The sequence below is a fragment of the Actinoplanes oblitus genome, from assembly GCF_030252345.1.
GTDB classification, from domain to species: domain Bacteria; phylum Actinomycetota; class Actinomycetes; order Mycobacteriales; family Micromonosporaceae; genus Actinoplanes; species Actinoplanes oblitus.
The window spans coordinates 630,816-654,217 of record NZ_CP126980.1; the positions used below are offsets into that span (position 1 = coordinate 630,816).

Here is a 23,402-nt window from a genome sequence, read left to right on the forward strand (position 1 = left end):
GAGCGTAGGCGGCAAGGCCCGATCATGGTTACGATGCGCGTCGATGACGGCCGCCGGTCCCTCTCCCGTGGTAACCCGGCCGAGTGTCCTGCCCAGGCATGTTTTGGCTGGGTATGCGCTCGGGTCCCTGGTCACCGGAGCGTTCGGCACGGTGCCCGGTTTGTTGCTTCTGCCGTATCTGACCGACACGCTGGGTGTCGCAGCGGGTGTATCCGGCCTGCTCGTGCTCCTGCCGAAGGCGTGGGACGTACTCATCAATCCGCTCGCCGGTCGGATCTCCGACCGGCGCGGTTCCCGCCGCCCGTTTCTCCTGGTCGCGGGCCTGTCGCTGAGCGTGTTGTTCGCTGCCATCTTTCTCGCGCCCTTCCCGGGCGCCGCGGCCTCCGGCGCCTACGTCGCCATCGCCTTCCTCGTCGCCGCCACCGCCTACGCGTTCTTCCAGGTGCCCTATGTCGCGATGCCGGCCGAGCTGACCGACGGCTACACCGAGCGCACCCGCCTGATGACCTGGCGCGTCGCCGTCCTGGCGGTCGCCATCCTGATCTCCGGGGCGCTGGCGCCGCTGATCGTCGAGACGACCGGCGGCGGCCGGACCGGCCACCGGTGGTCCGGGTTGTTCGTCGCCGCACTGATCGCCGTGGGCACTGCCGGCACCTTTTTCGGTACGCGTGGAGCCGAGTCCCGCATCGCCCGCGCGGCCGAGCCGTCACTGCTCGCCCAGCTGCGCGTCGCGTCGGGCAACGCCCCGTTCCGGGCGCTGCTGCTCTGCTGGATCGTGCAGGCGGCCGGGATCGGCACCATGCTGGCCGGCGTGCAGTACTTCGCCGACCACGTGCTGCGCCGGGAGACCGGCGGGACCTTCCTGTTCGCCGCGTTCGTCGGCCCGGCCCTGCTGGTCATGCCGCTCTGGACGGCGATCGGCAAGCGGCACGGCAAGCTCCGGTCGCTGGTCGCCGCCTCGCTGCTGTTCGCGGCCGGCGCGATGCTGCTGCTCGGCGCCGAGGTGCTGCCCGCCGTCGTGGTCTACCTGATCGTCGCCCTGGTCGGCGTCGGCTACGCCGGTCAGCAGGTGTTCGCGATGGCCATGCTGCCCGACTGCATCGCCGCCGACACCGCGCGTACCGGCCGCCGCCAGGCCGGCGTCTTCACCGGCCTGTGGACCGCGGGGGAGACCCTCGGCCTGGCCCTGGGTCCCGGCATCTACGCCCTGGTCCTGCAGGTCTTCGGCTACGTCTCGTCGGCGACCGGGCAGGCCGCCGCGCAGGACGCGACCGCCCGGCTAGGCGTGCTGCTCGGCTTCACCGTGCTGCCGGCGCTGCTGGTCGGCGTCGCGGTCGTGCCGCTCCGCGGTTATCGGGAAAGGATCGCTGAATGATCGACGCGCTTCCGGAGAAGGGCGTGCCCGCCGACCAGATCCTCGCGGAGCTGCGCGGGTTGCGGTCCGCCGATCTGCCCACCCACGGCGGGCGGCTCTTCGCGTACGTCTACGACCCGGCCGTGGCCGGTCTCGACGAGCTGGCGCGGCAGGCGTACGCGGTCTCCGCCTCGGTCAACGGTCTGGACCCGACCGCCTTCCCGTCGCTGCTCGCCATGGAGAACGCGCTGGTCGGCGCGGCCGCCAGGCTGCTCGGCGGGGACGCGGCGACGGTCGGCAGCGTGACCGGCGGCGGCACCGAGTCGCTGCTCCTCGCGGTGAAGGCCGCCCGGGACGCGCACCCGGCCGTGGCGAACCCCCGGCTGGTCGTCCCGTCCACCGCGCACGCGGCGTTCGCCAAGGCCGCCCACTATCTGCGGGTGGGGCTCGACGTCGTACCGGTGCGGGAGCTCCGGGCCGACCCGGCGGCGATGGCCGCCGCGATCGGACCGGAGACCGTGCTGGTCGCGGCCTCCGCGCCGTCCTACGCGCACGGCGTCGTCGACCCGATCCCGGCGATCGCCGCCGTCGCCGCGGAGCGCGGCGTGCGGTTCCACGTGGACGCCTGCTTCGGCGGCTGGCTCCTGCCCTACCTGCGCCGGCTCGGCGCCGACCTGCCGCCCTTCGACCTGTCCGTGCCCGGTGTCACCAGCATCTCGGTCGACCTGCACAAGTACGCCTACGCGCCGAAGGGCGTCTCGGTGCTGCTGCACGCCACCGAGGAACTGCGCCGCCCGCAGTACTTCGCCCACGCCGACTGGCCCGGGTACCCGATGATCAACCCGGTGGTCTCGTCCACCCGCTCCGGCGGGCCGATCGCCGCGGCCGTGGCCACGCTGCGCTCCATCGGCGACGCGGGCTACCTCGACCTGGCCGCCGCCACCCGGGAGGCGGTCGGCATCCTCGCCGGCGCGGTCACCGCCGTCGACGGCGTGCGCCTCCACGCCCCGCCGGAGACCAGCGTGGTCTGTCTGGCCTCGGACGGCGTGGACCTGTTCGTCCTGGCCGACGAGCTGACCGCCCGTGGCTGGCACACCCAGCCACAGATGGCGTACCGGGAGATGCCCCCGACCATCCACCTGACCGTGACCGCCGCGGTCCGCGCGACCGCCGCCTCCTTCCGGCCCGACCTCGCGGACGCGGTGGCGGCCGCCGCGGCCCGCGGCCCGGCGCAGGTCCCCGACCTGCCGCCGCTCTCACCCGAGATGATCACCCCGGACCTCGTCGCCGGCCTGGCCGCCGACCTGGGCCTGGGCGACGGCTTCAGCCGGATGGCCGAGGTGAACACGCTGCTCAACGCCGCCCCACCGGCGCTGCGAGAGGCCCTGCTGACCGGCTTCCTGAGCCTCCTGCAACGCCCCGCAGCCCCGGCGTGACGCTTGCCCGGCCGGTCCGTCCGGAAGAGGCGCGACGTCCGATGACGCCGACCGAGCCGTACGCCGATGCGTTAGGTTGACCGGATGGCCCTTCCTGGAGTGCTCGGTGAACCCATCCGGTTCGTGCTGAACTGGGGGCGCCGGTATTCGCTGTGGGTGTTCAACTTCGGGCTGGCCTGCTGCGCGATCGAGTTCATCGCGTCGAGCATGAGCCGGCACGACTTCATGCGGCTGGGCGTCATCCCGTTCGCGCACGGGCCGCGCCAGGCCGACCTGATGGTGGTCTCCGGCACGGTCACCGACAAGATGGCCCCGGCGATCAAGCGGCTCTACGACCAGATGCCCGAGCCGAAATACGTCATCTCGTTCGGTTCCTGCTCCAACTGCGGCGGGCCGTACTGGGACTCGTACTCGGTCACCAAGGGCGTGGACCAGATCATCCCGGTGGACGTCTACGTCCCGGGCTGCCCGCCCCGCCCGGAGGCCCTGCTGCACGGCATCCTCCGCCTCCAGGAGAAGATCGCCGCCGAGCAGTCCGGTCTCGGCGGTGTCGCCCGCCCGGACCCCTTGGCCAAGGACGCCGCCACGTTAACCGCTCCGATGGTGGCCCCGCCGGTCTAGCGTGATCGGCATGAGCGAAGTGTCCCGTGCGGACTTCATCGTCGACGTGCTGACCCGCGAGTTCGGCGAGCTGATGGCTATCGACCCGGCGGCGTTCCGCCGCAAGTTCCGGAAGATGGCGGCGTCGCCGTTCGCGTTCTACCGGGGCAGTGCGTCACTGTTCTACGCCGATCAGGTCGGCGACTACCGCGACGACAGGTACCTCGACGAGCGGACCAGCCGGGTGTGGATCCACGGCGACCTGCACGCGGAGAACTTCGGTACGTACATGAACTCGTCCGGGCGGCTGGTCTTCAACGTCAACGACTTCGACGAGGCGTACGTCGGGCCGTACTCCTGGGATCTGAAGCGGTTCGCGGCCAGCGTGGCCCTGATCGGCTACTCCAAGGCGCTCTCCGACGACAGCATCACCGCGCTGGTCACCGCGTTCGCCGAGTCGTACCTGACCGAGCTGCGGGCGATCGCGCACGGCGGCGACGACGCGATCGGCTCGATCACCCTGGAGAACGCGACCGGGGCGCTGCGCCGGGTGCTCCAGGAGGCCCGGCTGAACACCCGGGTCGACCTGCTCAGCGAACAGACCACCATCGACGAGTACGAGCGCCGGTTCGCCGTCGGCGAGGGCGTCTACGAGGTCGACGAGGCCACCGCCGCCCAGGTCACCGACGCGTTCCAGCGGTACCTGGGCACGCTGCCGGACGCCGGCCGGAGCATCTCGACGCACATCAAGGACATCAAGCTGCGCAAGGGCGTGGGGATCGGCTCGGCCGGTCTGCCGTCGTACAACCTGCTGCTGGAGGGGCACACCGAGGCGCTGGAGAACGACGTCGTCATCTACATGAAGCAGGCGCAGATCCCGGCCGTGGCGCGGTGGATCGACGACGAGCGGGTGCGGTCGTATTTCAAGCATCAGGGTCACCGGACCGCCGAGTCGCAGCGGGCCCTGCAGGCGCACGCCGACCCGTGGCTCGGGTTCACCGAGCTGGGCGGCGTCGGCCAGCTGGTCGCCGAGGTGTCGCCGTACGCCGCCGACCTGGACTGGTCGAACGTCAACGAGCCGGACGAGCTGTCCGGGGTGATCGCCGACCTGGGTCGCGCGGTGGCCCGGATGCACTCGGTCGCCGACGACGAGTCCAGCCACGACCTGGTCGACTTCTCGACCGAGGAGGCGATCGTCGCGGTGGTCGACAAGGACGAGGCGGGCTTCGTCGCGCACCTGGTCGAGTTCGCCCACAAGTACGGCGACCAGGCGCGCGAGGACCACCAGGACTTCGTCGACGTGTTCCGCAACGGCCGCATCCCCGGTCTCTGAACGACCGGGGATCAGAGCGGATCCCACCGCCAGGCCACGCCGGCCTGGTTCTCCGCCCCCTTCGACGGCGTCACCAGGATGGTCGCTTCGGTCGTGCCCGCCGGCATGGTGATCTCGTAGCCGCCCACCTTTCCGTCGCATTTCCGCTGGTACGTAGCGATCGGTCCGGCCGCCATCAGCTGCTGGTTGCCGAGCTCGATCCGGATCGAGCCGGCCCCGGCGCAGGCCACCGTGAACCGGTACCTCCCGGCATCGATCCGGTCCTCCTGCATGGTGACGTCGGAATAGACGAACGCCTGGTTGCCGCCGAATTCCGGGCTGCCACCGATCCGTTGGTAAGCGGTGAAGACGAGCGCGTCCTTGGCGTCCTGGGTCAAGGCCATCGAGTACGCCACCCCGACCCGGTCCCGAGCGGCCGCGTCCGGGGTGGCCTCCAGGGTGACCTGGTGTTCCGTCGCGGGGACGGTCACGGTGGCGTGCACCGGTCCGGGTTTCGCGCCGCACGGCAGGCTCAGGTGGGTGCCGGACACGTCCAGGCCGACGGTGCCCTCCTGGCCCGCGCAGGCCGCGATGAGCTCGTACTCGCCCGGGACGCGATCGAGGGTGACCGCCCGGCCGGGTTCGGATCCGTTGATGGTGCCGCCGTACAGATCGCCGTCGTGCAGCCCGATCTGCTGGGCCGCGACCCGGGCGAGCGAGTCCCGCGCCTGCGGGGAGAGCGTGGCCGGCTGCTCGGCGGGTGGGGACGGCCGGAACGGCGACAGGAAGCCGAATCCGGCGCCGGCCGCGACGACCGCCACCGCGAGTCCGGCGCCGGCGATCGCCGTCCGCCGGATGCGACGGCGCCGGACCGTGCTCCGGGCCGCGGCCGTACCCGGCGGCGTGATCCGCGGCGTCGTCTCGGCCCGCAGATCGGCGAAGAGTCGTTCGAGTTGATCCGTCATCGCTCGCCTCCAGCAGGCTCGGTCAGGTTCAGCCGTGCGGCCATCGCCGCGCGGCCGCGGTGCAGCCAGGACTTCACCGTTCCCTCGGCGACCCCCTCCCGGTGGGCCACCTCGGCGATCGGCATGTCAGCGAGGTAGTGCAGGACCAGGGCGCGACGCTGTTTGTCGGGCAGTTCGGCCAGTGCGGCCAGCAGGGCGACCCGGTCCGGACCGGGACCGTCGGCGTGCATGTCGCCGGCCGGTTGCCGGCGCAGGAAGCCGAGCGCGGTCCGGGCCCGGCGCCAGCGGCTGACCGCCAGGTTCCAGGCCACGCGCCGGACCCAGGCGACCGGATCGTCGTATCGGGAAACGGTCCGCCACCGGCTCAAGGCCCGGCAGAAGGCTTCCTGTACGACGTCCTGTGCCTCCTGTCGGTCGCCGAAGTAGGCATACAACTGGACGGTGAGATCGGCGTAGTGGGCGGCGTACACCTCGTCGAACGACGGCGGGTCATGGTGCACGGCGCTCGGCGTCCCCGATCTGGTCTCGGCGATGGCTGTCACGGCGACTACACGTTCGCGCCCGGCGGCAGGTTGCGGACCGGCCCCGGATCATAGGATGGCCGCTATGACGCCCGAAGAGGTCGGAGATCGACTGGTAGCGCTGCTCGCGACGGAGGAGCCGACGCCGGGCGTCGTCACCGCGAGTGTCTCCGGCGGTGGCCCCGGCCACGCCCGCGCGGTCGTCGACGTGCCGGCCGCCCGCTGGTGGCACGCGGCCACTGTCGCGCGGGACCCCGGCGCGCTGGGCTGTGACTTCTTCGACTGGCTGTCCGCGGTGGACGAGCTGGAGGACGGGTTCGACGTGGTCGCCCACCTCTGGTCGACCCGGCGCCGGCACGGGGTGCTGCTGCGCACCCGGGTGCCGCGGCGCGACCCCGAGGTGGAGTCCCTGGTCGACCTCTATCCGGGCGCTGCCTGGCACGAGCGCGAGACGCACGAGATGTTCGGCATCGTCTTCGCCCGGCACCCCGGCCTGCGGCCGCTGCTGCTGCCCCCGGAGTTCGAGGGGCACCCGCTGCGCAAGGAGTTCGTGCTGGCCTCCCGGGTGGCCAAGCCGTGGCCGGGCGCCAAGGAGCCGGGGGAGTCCGACCACGGCACCGCCAAGCGTGCCCCGATGCGCCCGCCCGGCGTCCCCGACCCGAACGAGTGGGGCCCGCTGAAGGGCACGATCCCGGCCCCGGAGACGCCGGCGCGTCCGGCCCGCGGCGAGCGCCCGGTGCGGACCCCGGGTGAGCGCCCGGCACGCCCACCGCGTACCGAAGCATCCGCCGCGACCGAAAAGCCGGCCGTGACGGAAAAGCCGGCCGTGACGGAAAAGCCGGCTGTGACGGAAAACCCGGCCGCGACAGAAATGGCCGCCGAGAAGCCCGCCGAGCAACCGAAGACGACCGGGGAAGAGGCCAACTGATGCCGCTCTGGCTGGACCTCCTCATCCGGGTAGCCGGCGTCATGGTCGGCTTCCTGGTCCTCCCGCTGCTGGTCGGCCAGGCCGAGCACAAGGTGATGGCCCACATGCAGGGCCGCGTCGGCCCGATGTACGCCGGCGCCTTCCACGGCTGGGCCCAGCTGGTCGCCGACGGCGTCAAGTTCGTGCAGAAGGAGGACGTCCATCCGCACGGCGCCGACCGCCAGGTCTTCCGCCTCGCCCCGATCGTCGCCCTCTTCCCCTACCTGGTCGTCATCCTGACCATCCCGCTCGGCCCGCACGGCCTGGTCGCCCAGCGCCTGGACATCGGTCTGTTCCTGGTCCTGGCCATCCTCGGGATCGGCGTGGTCGCGGTGCTGATGTCCGCCTGGGCCTCGGCCAACAAGTACAGCCTGCTCGGCGGCCTGCGCGGCGCCGCCCAGCTGCTGGGTTACGAGCTTCCGCTGGTCCTGGCCGCGGCCAGCGTCGCGATGGCGGCCGGCACGCTCAGCCTGCCCGGCATCGTCGAGGCCTGGCGCCCGTGGTGGCTGGTCTGGCAGGCCCCGGCCGCTGTCGTCTTCTTCGTCGCCGGCCTGGCCGAGATCCGCCGCCCCCCGTTCGACATGCCGATCGCCGACTCCGAGCTGGTCTTCGGCTACATGACCGAGTACACCGGCCTGCGCTTCGCGTTCTTCCTGCTCGCCGAGTACGTGGGCATCATCGTCATCGCCGGCCTCACCACCGTCCTGTTCCTCGGCGGCTGGCACGGCCCGTTCAGCGATCAGCTGGGCTGGTTCTGGACGCTGCTGAAGATCTTCGCCCTGTCCTTCGTGATCATCTGGTTCCGGGTCACCTATCCCCGGCTGCGCGAGGACCAGCTGCAGCGCCTCTGCTGGCTGGTCCTGGTCCCGCTCGCGCTGGCCCAGCTGGTCCTCACCGTCGCGGTGAAGTCCCTCCTTTAGCCGAAGGTCGCCGGGGCGAGGTCGCGTGAGCGGGCCGGACCGGGCAGGATATGCCCTTGTGACTGATGACGGCGATCGCCCCACGCCCGGCAAGGGACTGATCAATGGTCTTGCCGTCACGCTCAAGACGCTGACCAAGAAGACCACCACCCAGCAGTACCCGGACGTCGAGCCGGAGCTGCCCCCGCGCTCCCGCGGCGTGATCGCGCTGCTGGAGGAGAACTGCACGGTCTGCATGCTCTGCGCCCGCGAGTGCCCGGACTGGTGCATCTACATCGACTCGCACAAGGAGGAGGTCGTCGTCCCCGGCGCCGCGCGCGCCCGCCAGCGCAACGTGCTGGACCGGTTCGACATCGACTTCTCCCTCTGCATGTACTGCGGGATCTGCATCGAGGTCTGCCCGTTCGACGCGTTGCACTGGACGCCCGAGTTCGAGTACGCGGAGACCGACGTGCTCTCCCTGCTGCACGACAAGAACCGGCTCGGCGAGTGGATGCGGACCGTGCCGCCACCCCCGGCCCACGACGTGCTGGGCGAGCCCTCCAAGGAGGAGGCGACAGCGGCGCGCAAGGCGGCGGGTCCGGGCGCGGCCACTGCCGCCAAGACCGCAAGACCCGCTTCGGTACGCCCGGAGCCTCGCCCGGAGTCCGGCAAGTGACGGTCGCCGATGTTCTCCTGCTCGCTCTGGGTGCCGTCGCGGTCGGCGCCGGCGCCCTGGTGGTGACCAGCACCCACCTGGTCCGCTCCGGCCTCCACCTGGTGGTCAGCCTCGGCGCGATCGCCGGCCTCTACCTGGTGCTCGGCGCCGAGCTGGTGGCCTGGGTGCAGGTCCTGGTCTACGTCGGCGCGGTGGTCGTGCTGCTGCTGTTCGCGGTGATGCTGACCCGGGCCCCGATCGGCCCGTCCGCCGACCTGGACCGCCCGGCCGGCCCGTCCGCCCTGATCGGCGGTGGGGTGGGGCTCGGCCTGGCCGCGCTCCTCGCCGACGCGTTCCGCTGGATCGAGTACCCGCGCCCGGAGCCGGGCACCGCCGAGGTGATCGGCGAGGAGGTCTTCGGGACCTGGGTGCTGCCCTTCGAGGTGCTGTCGATCCTGCTGCTCGCCGCGCTGGTCGGTGCGATAGTGCTGTCCCGGCCGGACATCGGAGCCCGTCCGGCTCCGCCGGCCGAGCCCGCGGAGACCGATGATGATCAGGCCGGCGACGAGCCCGAGGAGGTCCCGGCCTGATGCACGTGACGATTCCGTACGTGGTGGGCGCCGCCCTGTTCGGCCTGGGTGTCTACGGCGTGACCCGCCGCCGCAACGCGATCCTGGTGCTGATGGCGATCGAGCTGATGCTGAACGCGGTGAACCTGATCCTGGTGACGGCCGACGTGTCGCTGCGGTCCGCGCTGCGCGGCATCCCCGGCGAGGCCTGGTCGATGCCGAACTCGCAGGCCGGGTCCGGCGGGGTGTTCGCGCTCTTCGTGATCGTGCTGGCCGCCGCCGAGGTCGGCGTCGGCCTGGCGATCATCCTGCAGTACTACCGGCTGCGTAAGGCCGTCGCGATCGACGAGGTGCGGCTGGACGCCGAGGAACGGGTGGACGGGTGAGCGTCGACACCGCTGCTTCGCTGCTGCCGGTCGTGCCCCTGCTGGCCGGTCTGCTCGGCCTGCTCCTGCCGCCGGGCGACGGTCGCGGCCCGCGCCGGCGGATCGCCGCCGGTCTCGGCGTGGCGGGTGCCGCGCTGGCCCTGCTGGTCGCGCTGCGCCTGCTGGCCTACCCCGGCGAGCCGTTCCAGGTCGGCGTCGAGCTGGTCCGGTTCGGGGATCTGCCGGTCACCTTCGGCGCGGCGATCAGCCGGCCGGTGGTCTACGTGGCGATCGCGGTGAGCCTTGTCGCGCTGATGGTGCAGATCTACTCGATCACCTACCTGCACGACGACCCGCGCTACGCGCCCTACGCCGCCCAGGTCAGCCTCTTCACCGGCGCGATGCTGCTGGTCGTGACCGCGAACGACCTGATCGTCATGCTGATCGGCTGGGAGGTGATGGGCGCCTGCTCCTACCTGCTGATCGGCCACGACCGCCGGCTGCCCGAGGCGCCGGCCGCCGCGGTGAAGGCGTTCCTGGTCACCCGGGTGGGTGACGTCGGCTTCCTGCTCGGCATCGCCGTGCTGATCACCGGGGCACACACCGCGAACCTCGGCGAGGTGCTCGCCACCGACTACGACCCGGCCACCCTGACCGCCGCGCTGCTGCTGCTCCTGGGCGGCGTGGCGGGCAAGAGCGCGCAGTTCCCGCTGCACACCTGGCTGCCCGACGCGATGGCCGGCCCGACCCCGATCTCCGCGCTGATCCACGCCGCGACGATGGTGGCCGCCGGGGTCTACGTGGTGTTCCGCACCTACCCGCTGTTCAAGCAGTCCCCGGCCGCCCTGGCGGTGCTCGCGGTGCTGGCGTCGATCACCATCCTGCTCGGCGCGCTGTCCGCGATGGCCCAGGACGACCTGAAACGGGTGCTGGCCTGGTCCACCGTCTCGCAGATCGGCTACATGACCGGCGCCCTGGCCGTCGGCTCACCCGCCGCCGCGCTGTTCCACCTGCTCACCCATGCCGCGTTCAAGGCGCTGCTGTTCCTCGCGGCGGGCGCGGTGATCCACGCGGTGGGCACCAACCTGCTGTCCCGGATGGGCGGGCTGCGCACGCACATGCCTGTCACCTTCTGGTCGTTCGTGATCGGCCTGGGCGCGCTCGCCGGCCTGCCCCCGCTGTCCGGGTTCTGGTCCAAGGAGAACGTGCTGACCGCCGCCGCGCACGCCACCGACGGCGGTGAGCCGGTGCCGGTCTGGGCCGCCTGGCTGGTCTGGCTGGCCGCGCTGCTCGCTGTCGGCATCACCGCCTGGTACTCGACGCGGCTGCTGCTCCGGGCGTTCTTCGGCCCGTCCCGGGCGTACGGGCCGGACGGCCCGGACTGGGCGGTCGGCTTCGACGACGCCGGCTACCGCACCCCGGCCGTCCCGCACGACCCGCCGGCCCTGATGCGCTGGCCGATCCTGCTGCTCACGATCCCGGCCGCGCTGCTCGGCTTGGCCGCCTTCGCCCCCGGTTTCCGGCACGCCCTGGAGCTGGACGACCCGCACCTCGGTGTCGCCATCGCCCTGCCGATGCTGCTGCTCGCGACCGGGGCCGGCACCGCCTGGTGGCTCTGGTGGGCGGCGCCCGGCGTCGACCCGGTGCTGGCGCTGGGCCGGGCCCGGCCGCTGTTCGCCTCCGGCTTCCACCTGGACCACGTGCAGGGTGTGCTGATCGTCCGCCCGGTGAAGGCGCTGGCCCGGCTGGCCACCGCCGCCGACGAGCGGGTGGTGGACGCCGCGGTGGAGGGCACCGGCACCGCGACCCGCGAGGTCGGCGGGATGTTCGCCGAGGCGCACCGGACGACGCTGCCCGGCGCCGCGGTCCTGGTGCTGTTCGGCGCCCTGATTCTCGGCATCGTCGCGTGGCTGGGGGCGGCCTGATGGTTCTCACCGGAGACTCCTTGACCGGGCAGGCGCTGCTGGTCGCGCTGCTCGCGGTGCCCACCCTGGGCGCGGTGGTGGTGGCGCTCTGGCCGGCAGCCAAGGACCGGCAGGCGCGGATCGTCGCCACCGTCTTCGCGGCTGTCGCCTTCGTGCTGTCGGTCGCCCCGGCCCTCGCCGGACGCGATCAGGGCTGGACGGCGGCCGGCGGCCGGAGCATCGCGCCGCTGCTGCCCTGGATCGACCTGGACCTGCCGTGGGTGCCGGCCCTCGGGCTGCGTTTCCACCTCGGGATTGACGGCGTCTCCTACCCGCTGGTGGCGCTCACCGGGCTGTTGACGCTCCTCTGCTGCGCCTACACGGTGCGCAAGGTGCCCCGGGGCGGTGGCTCCGGTCGTACGCTGGCAGTCCTGCTCTTGATCTTGGAAGTGGGTGTGCTGGGCACCTTCCTGGCCCTCGACCTGATCCTGTTCTTCGTCTTCTTCGAGGTCGTCCTGCTGCCGATGTACGCGGTGATCGCCGGCTGGGGTGGTGAGAAGCGCCGGGCGGCCGCCCGCAAGTTCGTGCTCTACACGCTCTTCGGCTCGGTCCTGCTGCTGCTCGGCGTGCTGCTGGTGGTCACCAAGTCGGGCACCGGCGACCTGGTCGCGCTCAGCGGCGAGCCGGTGCTCACCCGGACCACCCAGTGCGTGGTGTTCGCCCTGCTCGCCGTGGCGTTCGCGGTGAAGGCGCCGCTCTGGCCGCTGCACACCTGGCTGCCCGACGCGCACACCGAGGCGCCGACGGTGGGCTCGGTGATCCTGGCCGGCGTGCTGCTCAAGATGGGCACCTACGGCCTGATCCGGATCGGCGTCGGCGTCGCCCCGGACGGCGCCACCTGGGCCGCCCCGGTTCTCGGGATCCTCGCGGTGGTCGCCATCCTGGCCGGTTCGCTGATCTGCCTGCGACAGCGCGAGCTGAAACGGCTGATCGCCTACTCCAGCGTCGGGCACATGGGTTTCGTGCTGCTCGGCATCGCCACGCTGACGGTCACCGGCCTGCAGGCCGCGCTGCTCGGCAACGTGGCGCACGGGCTGATCACCGGCCTGCTGTTCTTCCTGGCCGGCACGATCAAGGACCGGGCCGGGACCGGTTCGCTGACCCAGCTCAGCGGCTTGCGGGAGACCGCGCCCCGGCTGGCCGGCCTGTTCGGGTTCGCCGCCATCGCCTCGCTCGGCCTGCCCGGCCTGGCGGGCTTCTGGGGTGAGGCGTTCGCCGTGGTCGCCGCCGTGCGGCGGGGCGGCCCGCTGTGGGTGACGCTGGCCGTCGTCGCGGCGGTGGGCGGCGCGCTGACCGCCGCCTACTTCTTGCGGCTGCTGCGCGGGCTCACCCACGGTCCGGCCACCCCGACCGTTCACTCGCTGCGCCCGACGATCGCCGGGGTCGAGTGGTTCGCCTGGGCGCCGCTGGTCGCGCTGATCCTGATCGTCGGCGTGCTCCCCGGCCTGATCCTGACCGAGACCGCCCTGCCGCTGGCCACCATCCTGGGCATCCCGGACATCGGCCAGACGCACACCCTGTCCGGAGGTGGCCGCTGATGAGCCAGTCGGTCGACCACGTCGCGCTGCTGCCGCTGTACGCCGCGGCCGGCACCGCGATTCTCGCCTTCCTGGCCGACCTGCTGGTCGCCAGGCGCGCCGTCACCGTGGCCGCGACAGCGCTCGGCGGCCTGGCCACCGCGGCCGCCGCGCTGGCCGTCGGATCGCGGGCCGGCACCTTCTGCACCACCGGCGGCTGCTCCTGGGTGCCGACCTGGCCGGCCGCCGTCACCGCCGTGCTCTTCGCCGGCCTGACCGTCGGCGTGCTCGCTCTCTCCACCCCGGCCCTGCGCCTGTCGATCGCCCCGGCCGGCGAGTTCTGCTTCCTGCTCGCCGCCTCGATGACCGGCGGCGTGGTCGTCGCCTACGCCGGTGACCTGATCACCCTGATCGTCGGCCTGGAGACGCTGACCCTGCCGCTCTACATCCTGGTCGGCCTGCGCCGGTTCGTCCCCGGTGAGCGGGTCACCACCGAGGGCGCCTCCGCCTCGGTCACGTTCTTCCTGATCAGCGTGGTCGCCACGGCCGTCACCCTGCTCGGTGCCGCGCTGAACTACGCCGCCACCGGTGCTCTGCACCTGGCCCTGCTGACCCACGCCACCGGCGTCTTCGGCCCGCTGGCCGGCGTCGGCGTGGCCCTGCTGGTGATCGGCCTGGCCTTCAAGGTCGCCGCCGTCCCGCTGCACGCCTGGGCCCCGGCGACGTACGACGGCGCCCCCATCCCGGTGGCCGCCTACCTCTCCACCGCCTCCAAGCTCGGCGGTGTCCTGGCCCTGGCCGCTGTCGTCACCCAGCTGGACGCGCGCGCCGTGCTGGCGGTGCTGGCCGTCCTCACCATGACCGTCGGCAACCTGGTCGCGCTGCGCCAGACCCGGATGGTCCGCCTGCTGGCCTGGTCCTCGATCGCCCAGGCCGGCTACATCCTGGCGGCCCTGGCGCTGGGCGCCGCCGGCGTCCCGGCGGCCCTGGCCTACGCCGTCTTCTTCGTGGTCCTGGAGCTCATCGCGTTCGGCGTGGTGGTCGCGCTCCGCCCGCCCGGCGCCGACGGCGGTCTCCTGCTCGACTACCGCGGGGCCGGCCGCCACCACCCCTGGCTCGGCGCCGCCTTGGTGCTGTCGCTGGCCGGTCTCGCCGGCCTGCCCCCGGGTCTGGCCGGCCTGTTCGCCAAGCTCTCCGTCGTCGACGTCCTGGTCCAGCGGAACTGGGCCTGGCTCGCCGCCGTGGTGGTGCTGAACGCTGTCGTCGCCCTGGCGTACTACGTGCGGGTCGCCGCGTCCCTCTACACCCTGCCCCCGCGCATCGGCCTCAGCGTCGCCGACCCGGTGCTGCTCGACGCGGCCCTGCACCCGAGGCTCCCGATCGCCCGCCCGGTCGCCGCCACCCTGGTCGTCTCGGTGGTGGTGGCGGTGGTGCTGGGGTTCGCCCCGCAGGTCCTCTTCGACGCCCTCACCTGACCATCGACTGACGACCATATGATCGCCGCATGATGGACGCCGACGAGCTGCACCGGCTCTTCTCGGAACAGCAGTTGACGGTGCTGGTCGACGCGCTCCGCGAGCACGCCGAGTTCCCGAAGGAACTGGGCTACATCGCTGGCGCGGACCGCTGGCGGCAGGCGGACGAGGCGCCCTCCGCCGACTCGGCGCCGCCGGTGCGGGACTTCCACAGCCTGCTCGGCGATCACCTCGACCAGGTGCTCGCCGGCCTGCCCGCCGGACAGCCGGTGGAGGTGGTCGACCTCGGTCCCGGCACCGGCCTTCCGGTGCTCGGGCTGCTGCGGCGGCTGCTGGACGCCGACCGGCTGGCCGGCTATCGCGGGATGGACGTCAGCCCGGACATGCTCGGTTTCGCGGGCAGCCGGCTGCGTGCCGAGTTCCCGGCCCAGGCCGGCCGGTTCGCGTTCCTGGTCGGCGACTTCACCGGTCCCGACCTGTACCGTGCGCTGCCCCGGGAGACCGCCGGCGGCCCGCCCCGGCTCGTCATCCTGGCCGGCGCCACGCTGGGCAATCTCGCCGATCCGGAGCACTTCCTGCGCCGGGTCGGTGCCGCCCTGACCCCGCGCGACGTGCTGCTCGTGACGCTCCGCTTCGACACCGGGGCGCACCGCCCGGCCTTCATGGACCGGCCGGAGGTCGGTTGCGCGATCCCGCCGCACCACCGGGCCGGCGTCGACCTGCTCGGCATCGACCCGGCCGCCTATCAGGCCGAGCGTGGCTTCGACGCGGACCGCGGCGAGATCTTCATCCGGCTCAGGTTCGTCAGGCCGGTCACGCTTGAGTTCGGCGACCGGGGCACGGTCGGGTTCGGCCCCGGCAGCACCGTGCTGCTCTACCGCTATCGCTACCTGGACCGGTCCGGATGGCTCGACATCATCGGCCGTGCCGGGCTGGAGACCCGGCTGTTCCAGGTCGGCGGCAGCGGTGAGGTGGCCCTGATCGTGGTGGGCCACCCACTCACTTGACCCGGCGGGTGTTGCGGACCACCAGCGACTCGTACGCCGGGTGCTTGTCCAGCCACGCCGAGACGAACGGGCACATCGGGACCACCGTCCGCGATCGCGCCCGGGCGTCGTCGAGCGCCGTCCGGGCCAGGGCCGAGCCGACGCCCCGGCCCTCGAACGCCGGATCCACCTCGGTGTGGGTGAACACCACGATCTGCCCGGTGACCTGATAGGTCAGCACACCGGCGAGCGCACCCGACTCGTCACGAGCCTCGAAACGGCCCTTCTCCGGCACGTCGGCCACCGCGAATTCCATCCCGCCATCCAACCACGGCGCCCCCGGGGGTCAGCCGAGACGTTCGCGGAGCTCGGCGAGCAGCTCCGGCGGCAGTTCGGGGGCGTCCAGCAGGCGCGCCAGCCGGGACTGGTCGTGCATGTAGATCTCGAACGACTCGGTGAGGGTCAACCCGTGCGCGGGCCGGTCGACCACCGTGATCCGGTCGCCCGGCACCAGCGAGCCGGGGACGACAACGCGCAGGTAGGCCCCGGTCCGGTTGGCCGCCGCGAACCGTTTCACCCAGCGCGGCTCGGCCATCCGGTTCTGGAAGGTGACGCACGGGATCCGGCCGAACGTGACCTGCAGCACCAGGCCGGACCCGAACTGCCACTTCTCGCCGATCACGCCGCCGAGCAGGTCGAGGCCCGAGGTGGTCAGGTTCTCCCCGAAGATCCCCGGCGGCAGTTCGCGCCCGAGCTGCGCGGCCCACCAGGCGTAGTCCTCCGTGGCGTACGCGTAGACCGCCTGGTCGTCACCGCCGTGATGGGCGGTGTCCCCGATGTGGTCGCCGACCACCCCGCTGTGCAGCCCGGTCTGTTTCGGTCCCGGCGCCCGCACCTGCACCGGCACGGACACCGGCTTCTTGTGGATCCCGGTCGACGTGGTGGCCTTGCCCATCGGCGGCTCGGCGGCGCCCACGTTCACCGACAACGCGATTCCAGCAGTCATCCGAACCTCACCATCGTCCGATCCTCCACCGGCCGGTAACCCAGCCGCTGGTACAGCGCGTTGCTCGTCGGGTTCGCCAGGTCGGTGTAGAGCACCACCTCGCTCACCCCGTCGTCGAGTGCGGCCCGGGTGGCGGCCGTGGTCACCGCGCCGGCGTACCCGCGGCGGCGCGACTCCGGCGGCGTCCAGACGCGCAGGATTCGGCTCATGCCGGCCTGCGGGCGGGAGCGGATCGCCATCGCGACCGGCTCTCCACCGTCGATCCACAGGGTGATCCCGGAGTACGACAGGTGGTCGTCGACCACCTCGGCGACGTCGTCGCGCGGCTCACCGATGAACGTCGCGAAGTCGGCCACCCAGGCGATCAGCAGGTCGCGGTCGGCCACTGTGGCCGGTCGGGCGAAGCCGCTCGGCGCCGGGTCCGGCGGGGTCAGGGCGGCGAGGCGGAACAGTCGCGTGCGCATCCCGACGGCGTACGGCCGGGAGCCGGCGAACGCGGCGATGTCGGCGGCCGCCATGTTGACGGCGGACACCTCGCGATCGGCGAGCGCGACGGCCGCCGCCGGAACGGCCTCGGCGGGCAGGGAACTGAACAGCACCGGATGCGGCGGGGTCTGCAGGAGAACGCCGCCGGTCGCTCCGGACGGCGTCGTCCACCAGCCGAACAAGGGGTCCGCCGGACCGTACGCGTGCGGTCCCCGGACCCGAAGGTTGTCGATCAGGGTGAGGAAGATGGTGTGCCGAACCGGCGCGGACCGCAGGAAGCCGTCCGCGGCCGCGGCGAACCTCTCCAGGTCGGTGGTGATCTCCCAGGCCATCCGGTCATGAAACCAGACTTACCGCCACCACGCCTTCGCGATTCGGGCCAGGCTGTCCCGCCGCGTCGCCGGGTCGTAAACCGTCCCGGCGAGGATCAGCTCGTCCGCTCCGGTACGCGTGACCAGCGCGTCCAGGCCCGCCACCACCTCGTCCGCCGTGCCCGCGTACTGGGTGCCGGGCAGCGAATCGAGCATCTGACGATCCAGATCGGACAGCTCCCGGTCGGCGGCGTCGGCCGGCGAGACGATCGGGCCGAGCCGCCCGGTCCGCAGGCTCAGCGCCATGATCCGGCTGGGTCCGGCCAGGTACTGAGCTTCCTCGGTGGTCTCCGCCGCGATCACCGAGGCGCTGACCATCACGTACGGCTCGGGGAACCGGGGCGACGGCTGGAAGCCGGACCGGTACAGCTGAAGCGCGCCGTCCACATCAGAGGAGACGGCGAAGTGATACGCGTAACAGAACGGCAGGCCCAGCGCCGCCGCCATCTGCGCCCCATAGGTCGACGACCCGAGCAGCCACACCTCGGGGTACGTCTCCGGCGCCGGCGTCGCGTGCAGCCGGCCCGCCTTCCCGGCCGCCCGCTCGTCGCCGAGCAGCCCCAGTACCGTCTGCAGGTGCTCGGGGAACCGCTCCACGGTCAGGTAGGGGGAAACGCCGCGCAACGCCGCCGCGGTCGCCTGGTCGGTGCCCGGCGCCCGCCCGATCCCCAGGTCGATGCGTCCCGGGTACAGCGCCTCCAGCAGCGCGAACTGCTCGGCCACCGGGAACGGCATGTGGTTGGGCAGCATCACCCCACCGGACCCGACCCTGATCCGCCGGGTCTGAGCGGCGACCGCCCCGATCAGCACCGGCGGCGCGGTGGACGCCACGGCCGGCATGTTGTGGTGCTCGGCGACCCAGAACCGGGCGTAACCCAGCTCGTCGGCGGCCTTCGCGGTCTCGATGGTGCCGCGCAGCGCGTCGGCGCTGCCGTGCCCCTCGCGGACGGTGGCCAGGTCGAGCACGGAAAGCGGTACACGGGTCATGGGGAAAAATTACCCGGGGCGCCGCTGGTGGCGGATCACCTGCACGCCGACCGTGACGGCGGTCAACGCCGCGCCCGGCACCAGCATCCAGATCGGCCACGGGTACACCCAGTGGTCGACGGTCTCCCGGACCAGGGCGTAGACCACCACGTTCACCGCGGCCAGCGAGGCCCAGACGGTCCAGAGGACCAGCAGCGCCATCGGCATCCGGCGGGCGGCGCGGCGCGCCTCGGCGCTCCGGCGGGCGTGCACCTCGGCCGCGCTCACCCCGGGCCGCGGCAGGTCCTGGACCAGGACCAGCAACTCCGCGTACGTCCGGGCGGCCCACGCTCCGGCGACGCGCTCGTCGTACTCGTGCAGGGAGAGCCGGCCCTCGTCGAGTGCGCCCTTCAGCTGATCGGCGATCTGCTGCCGGTCGGCGTCCGCCGCCCGCAGCGTCTCGAACTGCTCGGAGCGCCGGCCGGGGCCGGAGACCTCTTTAGCCATGGCCGGGCTCCTTCGCAGACGCCGGTTCTCGGCGTCAGGCTATCCAAAACTCGCCACCGGGTGGTGCTGCCGATGCCGGTGTGCCACGGCGTACCGCTTGGCGCCGGTGATCCTCCAGCGGTCACCGGGACGGTCAGTGCGTCACAGCACCGCGGCCTCGGCCGCCGTGGCGTGCCGGTCGGCGCGGGCCATCGACCCCTCCGGGATCGCGGCGACCGCGGCGGCCAGCAGCAGCACCCCGGCCGCGAAGACGAACGACCACGGCAGCCCGCCCGGCCGGTCCACGATCACCCCGGCCAGCGCGCCGCCCGCGGCGCTGCCGGAGACCGACACGGTGACCATCCAGGTGTACGCCTCGTTCAGCATCCCGGCCGGTGCGAGCCGTCCGACCAGGCTGTTCTCCACGGTCAGCGCGGGTGCGATGGTGGCGCCGCCGAGCACCAGGGCGACGCCCAGGTAGAGCGGGCTGGGCATCAGGGCCAGCACCAGGAAGCTCAACGCGACAGCGCCCAGCAGCCAGGCGAACTGCCGGGGCAGGGCCATGGCCGGTCGCCGGGTGCCGAACCAGATGCCGCCGATCGCCGAACCCACCCCCCAGACGCCGAGAAGCACCCCGCCGAGCGCCTCGTCGCCGCCGTGCTGCGCGGCGTAGGCCGGCACGATCACCCCGGCCGCGCCGAACGCCACCCCGAGCGCGCTGACGCAGAGCAACAGGGTCGGGAAGCCGCCGGCCCGCAGCGGGCCGAGTCCCTTCGCCGCGTGCTCCGCGTGCCCGGCACCGCGATGCCGCATCACCGGCAGCCGGGAGATCCACGCCGTCCCGGCGAAGGTGGCCACCGCCGCGGTGATCAGCGCGGTCGCCGGGTCGGTGGTGAGCACCAGCAACGCCGAGACCAGCATCGGGCCGAGCACGAAGACCAGCTCGAACAGCGAGGTCTCGGCGGCCAGCGCGGCCGCTCGCAGACTCTGCCGGCCGCTGCCCGGCGCGGTCATGTCGTTCCAGGCGCGGCGGATCGCCGCGGTCAGTGGCGGATAGGAGGCGCCGGCCAGGGCCGACGCCACGAAGATCGAGGCGAGCGCGTCCTCGCCGCCGCGGCTGGCCAGCAGCAGGGCGCCCAGCGCGAGCGGGTGCAGGATCGCGGTGGCGAGCAGGATCGGCGCCGGGCCGATCCGGTCGGCCAGCCGGCCGGCGACCGGGCTCAGGGCCGCGCCGGCCAGCGCGTAGACGCCGCCGGCGAGCCCGGCCGAGGCGTACCGCCCGGTGGCCTGCTCGACGAGCAGCAGCAGGCCGAGCGGGGTCATCCCGATGCCGAGCCGGGCCAGGATGCCGACGATCAGCAGGGTCCGTCCGCCGGGGAGCTGCCACACGCCAAGGTACTGACGCAACGCGGTCACGGGCGGAACCTCCGGGAATTGGTGTAACGGCCAACAAGCCCTTCGACGCTAACCTCGGCACCCCGGAAAGGCACCTGGAAAAGGTCCGCCTGTCATGCGGCTCACCATGCGCCGACGGCCGCGCCCGGGCGCGGCCGTCATCTGGAGTACGCGGATCAGCGCAGGTAGGGCCGAGCCGCCCCGCGGGTGAGAGCCGCCTGCTCGTGCAGCCGCCGCACCCGCTCCCGCATCGGCGGGTGGGTGGCGAACAGCGCCGCGACGCCACCACCCCGGAACGGGTTGGCGATCATCAGGTGCGCGGTGCTGGTGAGCTGCCCGTCGGCCGGCAGCGGGACACGTTGCGTACCGTAATGAATCTTCTCGAGGGCGCTGGCCAGTGCGAGCGGGTCGCCGGTCAGGGTGGCACCCGAGGCGTCCGCCTGGAACTCCCGGTTCCGGCTGATCGCCAGCTGGATGACCGACGCGGCCAGCGGGCCGAGCACCAGCATGAGCAGCAGCGACGCCGGGTTCGGCGCGTCCTCGTCGTCCGACCCGCCGAACGGCAGGAAGATCGCCAGCTGGGCGAACATCGTGATGATCCCGGCGAGCGCACCGGCCACGCTGGAGATCAGGATGTCCCGGTTGTAGACGTGTGACAGCTCGTGCCCGATCACGCCGCGCAGCTCACGCGCGTCCAGGATGCGGGTGATCCCGACCGTCACGGCGACCGCCGCGTGCTCCGGATCCCGCCCGGTCGCGAACGCGTTCGGCTGCATCGACGGCGACACGTAGAGCCGGGGCATCGGCTGCCCGGCCTGCTGCGCCAACTCCCGCACGATCTGGTAGAGCTGCGGGAACTCGGCCTCGCTGACCGGCCGCGCGCCCATCGACCGCAGTGCGATCCGGTCCGAGTAGAAGTAGCTGACCGCGTTGGTGACCAGCGAGAAGATCACCGCGATGACCAGGCCGGTGCTCCCGCCGAGCCAGTAACCCACCGCCAGGATCAGGCCGGTGAGCAGCCCGAGGAGGGCGGCCGTCTTGAGTCCGTTGTGATGGCTGTGCACGTTCGACTCCTTCAGCATGCGGGCTCGTGACCCACACCCAAGAGAACGCGAATCTCCTGCACGTTCATCCTGGGGTCCGCTGTGAGTTCGCTGGACCCGCTGCCGCTCTCGAACGGGTGATCCCCGGAAACGAGAACGGCCCCGGTTCCATCGGAACCGGGGCCGTTCTGCCTGCCTGTGGCGGGTAGAGGATTCGAACCTCTGTAGCTTTCGCGACGGATTTACAGTCCGCTCCCATTGGCCGCTCGGGCAACCCGCCTGGGCAGCCGCCCCGCTTTCGCGCGGCAGCGGAGATGAGCATAGCCGTACCGCGAGGCTGGTCCGCAACCGGGTACGGTCGGCATGTCGCGGGGCCGGAACGGGTCCCGAGCGACATCGACAAGCATCCAGCCGCAGGAGTCTGATCATGGCAGCCAACCCGTCGTTCGACATCGTCAGCAAGGTCGACCGGCAGGAGGTCGACAACGCTTTCAACCAGGCGGAGAAGGAGCTGAGCACCCGGTTCGACTTCCGGGGCACGGGCACCGAGATCGCCAAGTCGGGCGAGGCCTTCACCATCACGTCGGAGACCGAGGAGCGGGCCACCGCCGCGCTCGACGTCTTCAAGGAGAAACTGGTGAAGCGGAACATCTCGCTGAAGTCGCTGGACGCCGGTGAGCCCCGGCAGTCCGGCAAGACGTTCAAGATCGACCTGAAGGTCGTCGAGGGGATCGAGTCCGACAAGGCCAAGGCGATCAGCAAGAAGATCCGCGACGAGGGCCCGAAGGGCGTGCAGGCCCAGATCCAGGGCGACCAGTTGCGCGTCACCGGCAAGAAGCGGGACGACCTGCAGGCCGTGATCGCCCTGCTCAAGGCCGACGACTTCGGCGTCGCCCTGCAGTTCACCAATTACCGATAAGGGCGTTTGGCCGGTCCTGGCAGCAGGACCGGCCATGGGCGTTGACCTGGGTAAACGCCGTTAGTCATGGTCATCTTTGGTCAACGTTTTGGAACGTCTGACGGCCCAGAGACGGCCCAGGACGGCCTCAGCGGCCCGAGATCGTCGGACCCATGTCCTAGCCTTCGTCCGTGCGATCCCGCCCGCTACCGGAGCCACAGACGCTGGCACTCTCCTGGGCTGACTGGCTTCCGCTGAACGACCGGGCGGCCCGTCTCCGGGTACCGCGCGGCCCGGGGCTCTACCGCGTGAGGCGGGTGGGGGAGAGCACGCTCGCCTACGTCGGGCAGAGTTCGGGGCTCCGTGGCCGGCTCAGCCAGCTTTGCGCCCTGTATGGCGACGAGATGCCGTACAACGACCCGCACACCGCCGCCCCGTGCCTCTGGGTGATGCGCACCGCGGAGGGCGCCGAGTTCGAGGTCTCGGTGGCTGAGTTCGCGGGGGACGTCCGGGAGCGCACGCTCGCCGAGTGCGTCGTGGTGTCGCAGCATCGGGCGGAGTTCGGCCGCTCGCCGACGGCCAACTTCGGGCGCATGCCGGGCGGGTGGATCAAGTCCACCGGCAACAACGCTGCGCTGGTGAAATCCGGTCGCCGGGCTCGCGGGTATCAAGATCCTGCCGTCACCCGATCGCTGGATCATGCCTCGGTGCTCGACCTGGATCATGCCCCAACCGCCCCTGAGTGGGCCGGCCTCCCGTGGAGTCCTTGGCACCCCGGGCTGATCGCCGAGCCGACCCTGGGCGTCTACCGGATCCGCCGTGCCGGGGAGCAGCACCTCGTGTACATCGGCCAGGGCCGAATCGGGGCTCGGCTGGTCGCTCACGCCGCCAAGAGCCGCCTTGAAGACCACCGTCAGCGCGCTGCGTTCACAGGAGACCTCGAAAGATCCTGGGCGGCCTTACCGACCTGCACCGCGGCCCAGCTCCTGGAGGTGGAGTGCGACCTCATCGCCAGTCACGCCCTCCTCACCGGGTCAGCACCCGAGGCACAGTTCCTCGGCTGAGCCTTCCCGATGGCAAGCCGCGAAGCGGCGCGGCAGCGATCGCCGGAAGCACAGCGGCACCCAGCCACGAAAGCGATCGTCACGGCCTGGACCTGGTGC

At 72.1% G+C, this 23,402-nt stretch carries 24 protein-coding genes and 1 tRNA gene; 15 read left to right on the forward strand and 10 right to left on the reverse strand.

The features are described from left to right. Positions 1–43 precede the first annotated feature (43 nt). The 4 genes from Actob_RS02800 to Actob_RS02815 all read left to right on the forward strand — a co-directional run bounded on the left by Actob_RS02800 (position 44) and on the right by Actob_RS02815 (position 4,723). The gene (locus Actob_RS02800; RefSeq protein WP_284918416.1) at positions 44–1,375 is read left to right on the forward strand and encodes an MFS transporter; all 1,332 of its coding nucleotides are present in this window, start codon (positions 44–46) and stop codon (positions 1,373–1,375) included. Further along, entirely contained in the window at positions 1,372–2,790 is a 1,419-nt protein-coding gene (locus Actob_RS02805) for a pyridoxal phosphate-dependent decarboxylase family protein (protein WP_284918417.1), read from the forward strand. Before Actob_RS02800 ends, Actob_RS02805 begins: the two co-directional genes overlap by 4 nt. An 84-nt stretch (positions 2,791–2,874) precedes the next feature. Next, the gene (locus Actob_RS02810; RefSeq protein WP_284918418.1) at positions 2,875–3,411 is read left to right on the forward strand and encodes an NADH-quinone oxidoreductase subunit B; all 537 of its coding nucleotides are present in this window, start codon (positions 2,875–2,877) and stop codon (positions 3,409–3,411) included. A 10-nt stretch (positions 3,412–3,421) separates the two neighbouring features. After that, a complete protein-coding gene (locus tag Actob_RS02815) occupies positions 3,422–4,723 on the forward strand; it encodes a DUF2252 domain-containing protein (RefSeq protein WP_284918419.1) in 1,302 nt (433 codons plus the stop codon). Between the two features lie 11 nt (positions 4,724–4,734). Here the strand turns inward: Actob_RS02815 and Actob_RS02820 are convergent, their stop codons facing one another. Both Actob_RS02820 and Actob_RS02825 read right to left on the reverse strand, forming a co-directional pair. Beyond that, entirely contained in the window at positions 4,735–5,667 is a 933-nt protein-coding gene (locus tag Actob_RS02820) for a hypothetical protein (RefSeq protein WP_284918420.1), read from the reverse strand. Then, the gene (locus tag Actob_RS02825) at positions 5,664–6,209 is read right to left on the reverse strand and encodes an RNA polymerase sigma factor (protein ID WP_407653546.1); all 546 of its coding nucleotides are present in this window, start codon (positions 6,207–6,209) and stop codon (positions 5,664–5,666) included. The genes Actob_RS02820 and Actob_RS02825 overlap by 4 nt, the downstream gene beginning before the upstream one ends. 64 nt (positions 6,210–6,273) lie before the next feature. Between Actob_RS02825 and Actob_RS02830 the strand changes: the two genes are divergently transcribed. From Actob_RS02830 to Actob_RS02870, 9 genes are read left to right on the forward strand one after another with little or no spacing between them, the layout of a single operon-like run. Further along, entirely contained in the window at positions 6,274–7,116 is an 843-nt protein-coding gene (locus Actob_RS02830) for an NADH-quinone oxidoreductase subunit C (protein WP_284918421.1), read from the forward strand. Next, positions 7,116–8,075, forward strand: a complete 960-nt coding sequence (locus tag Actob_RS02835) for a complex I subunit 1/NuoH family protein (protein WP_284918423.1) — start codon at positions 7,116–7,118, stop codon at positions 8,073–8,075. The genes Actob_RS02830 and Actob_RS02835 overlap by 1 nt, the downstream gene beginning before the upstream one ends. A gap of 58 nt (positions 8,076–8,133) precedes the next feature. After that, positions 8,134–8,733: a 4Fe-4S binding protein gene (locus Actob_RS02840; protein WP_284918424.1), complete on the forward strand. Its 600-nt coding sequence runs from the start codon at positions 8,134–8,136 to the stop codon at positions 8,731–8,733. Further along, complete coding sequence (locus Actob_RS02845; protein WP_284918425.1) at positions 8,730–9,302, forward strand: NADH-quinone oxidoreductase subunit J family protein; 573 nt, start codon at positions 8,730–8,732, stop codon at positions 9,300–9,302. Before Actob_RS02840 ends, Actob_RS02845 begins: the two co-directional genes overlap by 4 nt. Beyond that, complete coding sequence (gene nuoK / locus Actob_RS02850; RefSeq protein WP_284918426.1) at positions 9,302–9,667, forward strand: NADH-quinone oxidoreductase subunit NuoK; 366 nt, start codon at positions 9,302–9,304, stop codon at positions 9,665–9,667. Before Actob_RS02845 ends, nuoK begins: the two co-directional genes overlap by 1 nt. Continuing rightward, positions 9,664–11,571 (forward strand): NADH-quinone oxidoreductase subunit 5 family protein, encoded by a 1,908-nt coding sequence (locus Actob_RS02855; protein WP_284918427.1) that lies wholly within the window; start codon positions 9,664–9,666, stop codon positions 11,569–11,571. Before nuoK ends, Actob_RS02855 begins: the two co-directional genes overlap by 4 nt. Then, positions 11,571–13,148 carry a complex I subunit 4 family protein gene (locus Actob_RS02860; protein WP_284918428.1) on the forward strand — a complete coding sequence of 526 codons (1,578 nt, stop codon included), beginning with the start codon at positions 11,571–11,573 and terminating at the stop codon, positions 13,146–13,148. Before Actob_RS02855 ends, Actob_RS02860 begins: the two co-directional genes overlap by 1 nt. Then, the gene (locus tag Actob_RS02865) at positions 13,148–14,602 is read left to right on the forward strand and encodes an NADH-quinone oxidoreductase subunit N (RefSeq protein WP_284918429.1); all 1,455 of its coding nucleotides are present in this window, start codon (positions 13,148–13,150) and stop codon (positions 14,600–14,602) included. Before Actob_RS02860 ends, Actob_RS02865 begins: the two co-directional genes overlap by 1 nt. A gap of 29 nt (positions 14,603–14,631) precedes the next feature. Further along, positions 14,632–15,609, forward strand: coding sequence for an L-histidine N(alpha)-methyltransferase (locus tag Actob_RS02870; RefSeq protein WP_284918430.1), 978 nt, complete (start codon positions 14,632–14,634; stop codon positions 15,607–15,609). Here the strand turns inward: Actob_RS02870 and Actob_RS02875 are convergent. The 8 genes from Actob_RS02875 to Actob_RS02910 form a co-directional block, all read right to left on the reverse strand. Next, positions 15,602–15,904, reverse strand: a complete 303-nt coding sequence (locus Actob_RS02875) for a GNAT family N-acetyltransferase (protein ID WP_284918431.1) — start codon at positions 15,902–15,904, stop codon at positions 15,602–15,604. The genes Actob_RS02870 and Actob_RS02875 overlap by 8 nt on opposite strands. Positions 15,905–15,934: 30 nt before the next feature. Then, entirely contained in the window at positions 15,935–16,594 is a 660-nt protein-coding gene (locus Actob_RS02880; RefSeq protein WP_407653547.1) for an MOSC domain-containing protein, read from the reverse strand. After that, a complete protein-coding gene (locus tag Actob_RS02885) occupies positions 16,591–17,412 on the reverse strand; it encodes a GNAT family N-acetyltransferase (protein WP_284918433.1) in 822 nt (273 codons plus the stop codon). The genes Actob_RS02880 and Actob_RS02885 overlap by 4 nt, the downstream gene beginning before the upstream one ends. A gap of 18 nt (positions 17,413–17,430) precedes the next feature. Further along, entirely contained in the window at positions 17,431–18,438 is a 1,008-nt protein-coding gene (locus Actob_RS02890) for an LLM class flavin-dependent oxidoreductase (protein ID WP_284918434.1), read from the reverse strand. Between the two features lie 9 nt (positions 18,439–18,447). Next, complete coding sequence (locus Actob_RS02895; protein ID WP_284918436.1) at positions 18,448–18,924, reverse strand: DUF1707 SHOCT-like domain-containing protein; 477 nt, start codon at positions 18,922–18,924, stop codon at positions 18,448–18,450. A gap of 141 nt (positions 18,925–19,065) precedes the next feature. After that, the gene (locus tag Actob_RS02900; RefSeq protein WP_284918438.1) at positions 19,066–20,319 is read right to left on the reverse strand and encodes an MFS transporter; all 1,254 of its coding nucleotides are present in this window, start codon (positions 20,317–20,319) and stop codon (positions 19,066–19,068) included. A gap of 155 nt (positions 20,320–20,474) precedes the next feature. Then, positions 20,475–21,380: a zinc metalloprotease HtpX gene (gene htpX / locus Actob_RS02905; RefSeq protein ID WP_284918440.1), complete on the reverse strand. Its 906-nt coding sequence runs from the start codon at positions 21,378–21,380 to the stop codon at positions 20,475–20,477. 160 nt (positions 21,381–21,540) lie between these two features. Then, a tRNA-Tyr gene (locus Actob_RS02910) sits at positions 21,541–21,621 on the reverse strand. A gap of 147 nt (positions 21,622–21,768) precedes the next feature. Here Actob_RS02910 and Actob_RS02915 point away from each other — a divergent pair. Both Actob_RS02915 and Actob_RS02920 read left to right on the forward strand, forming a co-directional pair. Continuing rightward, positions 21,769–22,260 (forward strand): YajQ family cyclic di-GMP-binding protein, encoded by a 492-nt coding sequence (locus tag Actob_RS02915; protein WP_284918442.1) that lies wholly within the window; start codon positions 21,769–21,771, stop codon positions 22,258–22,260. Positions 22,261–22,556: 296 nt separating this feature from the next. Continuing rightward, positions 22,557–23,303, forward strand: coding sequence for a hypothetical protein (locus Actob_RS02920; RefSeq protein WP_284918443.1), 747 nt, complete (start codon positions 22,557–22,559; stop codon positions 23,301–23,303). Positions 23,304–23,402: the final 99 nt, after the last annotated feature.

Bases quoted from the DNA above. Each gene is read 5' to 3' on its own strand.
- Actob_RS02800 (WP_284918416.1), top strand. From the start codon at position 44: ATGACGGCCGCCGGTCCCTCTCCCGTGGTAACCCGGCCGAGTGTCCTG.
- Actob_RS02805 (WP_284918417.1), top strand. From the start codon at position 1,372: ATGATCGACGCGCTTCCGGAGAAGGGCGTGCCCGCCGACCAGATCCTC.
- Actob_RS02810 (WP_284918418.1), top strand. From the start codon at position 2,875: ATGGCCCTTCCTGGAGTGCTCGGTGAACCCATCCGGTTCGTGCTGAAC.
- Actob_RS02815 (WP_284918419.1), top strand. From the start codon at position 3,422: ATGAGCGAAGTGTCCCGTGCGGACTTCATCGTCGACGTGCTGACCCGC.
- Actob_RS02820 (WP_284918420.1), bottom strand. From the start codon at position 5,667: ATGACGGATCAACTCGAACGACTCTTCGCCGATCTGCGGGCCGAGACG.
- Actob_RS02830 (WP_284918421.1), top strand. From the start codon at position 6,274: ATGACGCCCGAAGAGGTCGGAGATCGACTGGTAGCGCTGCTCGCGACG.
- Actob_RS02835 (WP_284918423.1), top strand. From the start codon at position 7,116: ATGCCGCTCTGGCTGGACCTCCTCATCCGGGTAGCCGGCGTCATGGTC.
- nuoK (WP_284918426.1), top strand. From the start codon at position 9,302: ATGCACGTGACGATTCCGTACGTGGTGGGCGCCGCCCTGTTCGGCCTG.
- Actob_RS02860 (WP_284918428.1), top strand. From the start codon at position 11,571: ATGGTTCTCACCGGAGACTCCTTGACCGGGCAGGCGCTGCTGGTCGCG.
- Actob_RS02865 (WP_284918429.1), top strand. From the start codon at position 13,148: ATGAGCCAGTCGGTCGACCACGTCGCGCTGCTGCCGCTGTACGCCGCG.
- Actob_RS02870 (WP_284918430.1), top strand. From the start codon at position 14,632: ATGATGGACGCCGACGAGCTGCACCGGCTCTTCTCGGAACAGCAGTTG.
- Actob_RS02875 (WP_284918431.1), bottom strand. From the start codon at position 15,904: ATGGAATTCGCGGTGGCCGACGTGCCGGAGAAGGGCCGTTTCGAGGCT.
- Actob_RS02880 (WP_407653547.1), bottom strand. From the start codon at position 16,594: ATGACTGCTGGAATCGCGTTGTCGGTGAACGTGGGCGCCGCCGAGCCG.
- Actob_RS02885 (WP_284918433.1), bottom strand. From the start codon at position 17,412: ATGGCCTGGGAGATCACCACCGACCTGGAGAGGTTCGCCGCGGCCGCG.
- Actob_RS02890 (WP_284918434.1), bottom strand. From the start codon at position 18,438: ATGACCCGTGTACCGCTTTCCGTGCTCGACCTGGCCACCGTCCGCGAG.
- Actob_RS02895 (WP_284918436.1), bottom strand. From the start codon at position 18,924: ATGGCTAAAGAGGTCTCCGGCCCCGGCCGGCGCTCCGAGCAGTTCGAG.
- htpX (WP_284918440.1), bottom strand. From the start codon at position 21,380: ATGCTGAAGGAGTCGAACGTGCACAGCCATCACAACGGACTCAAGACG.
- Actob_RS02915 (WP_284918442.1), top strand. From the start codon at position 21,769: ATGGCAGCCAACCCGTCGTTCGACATCGTCAGCAAGGTCGACCGGCAG.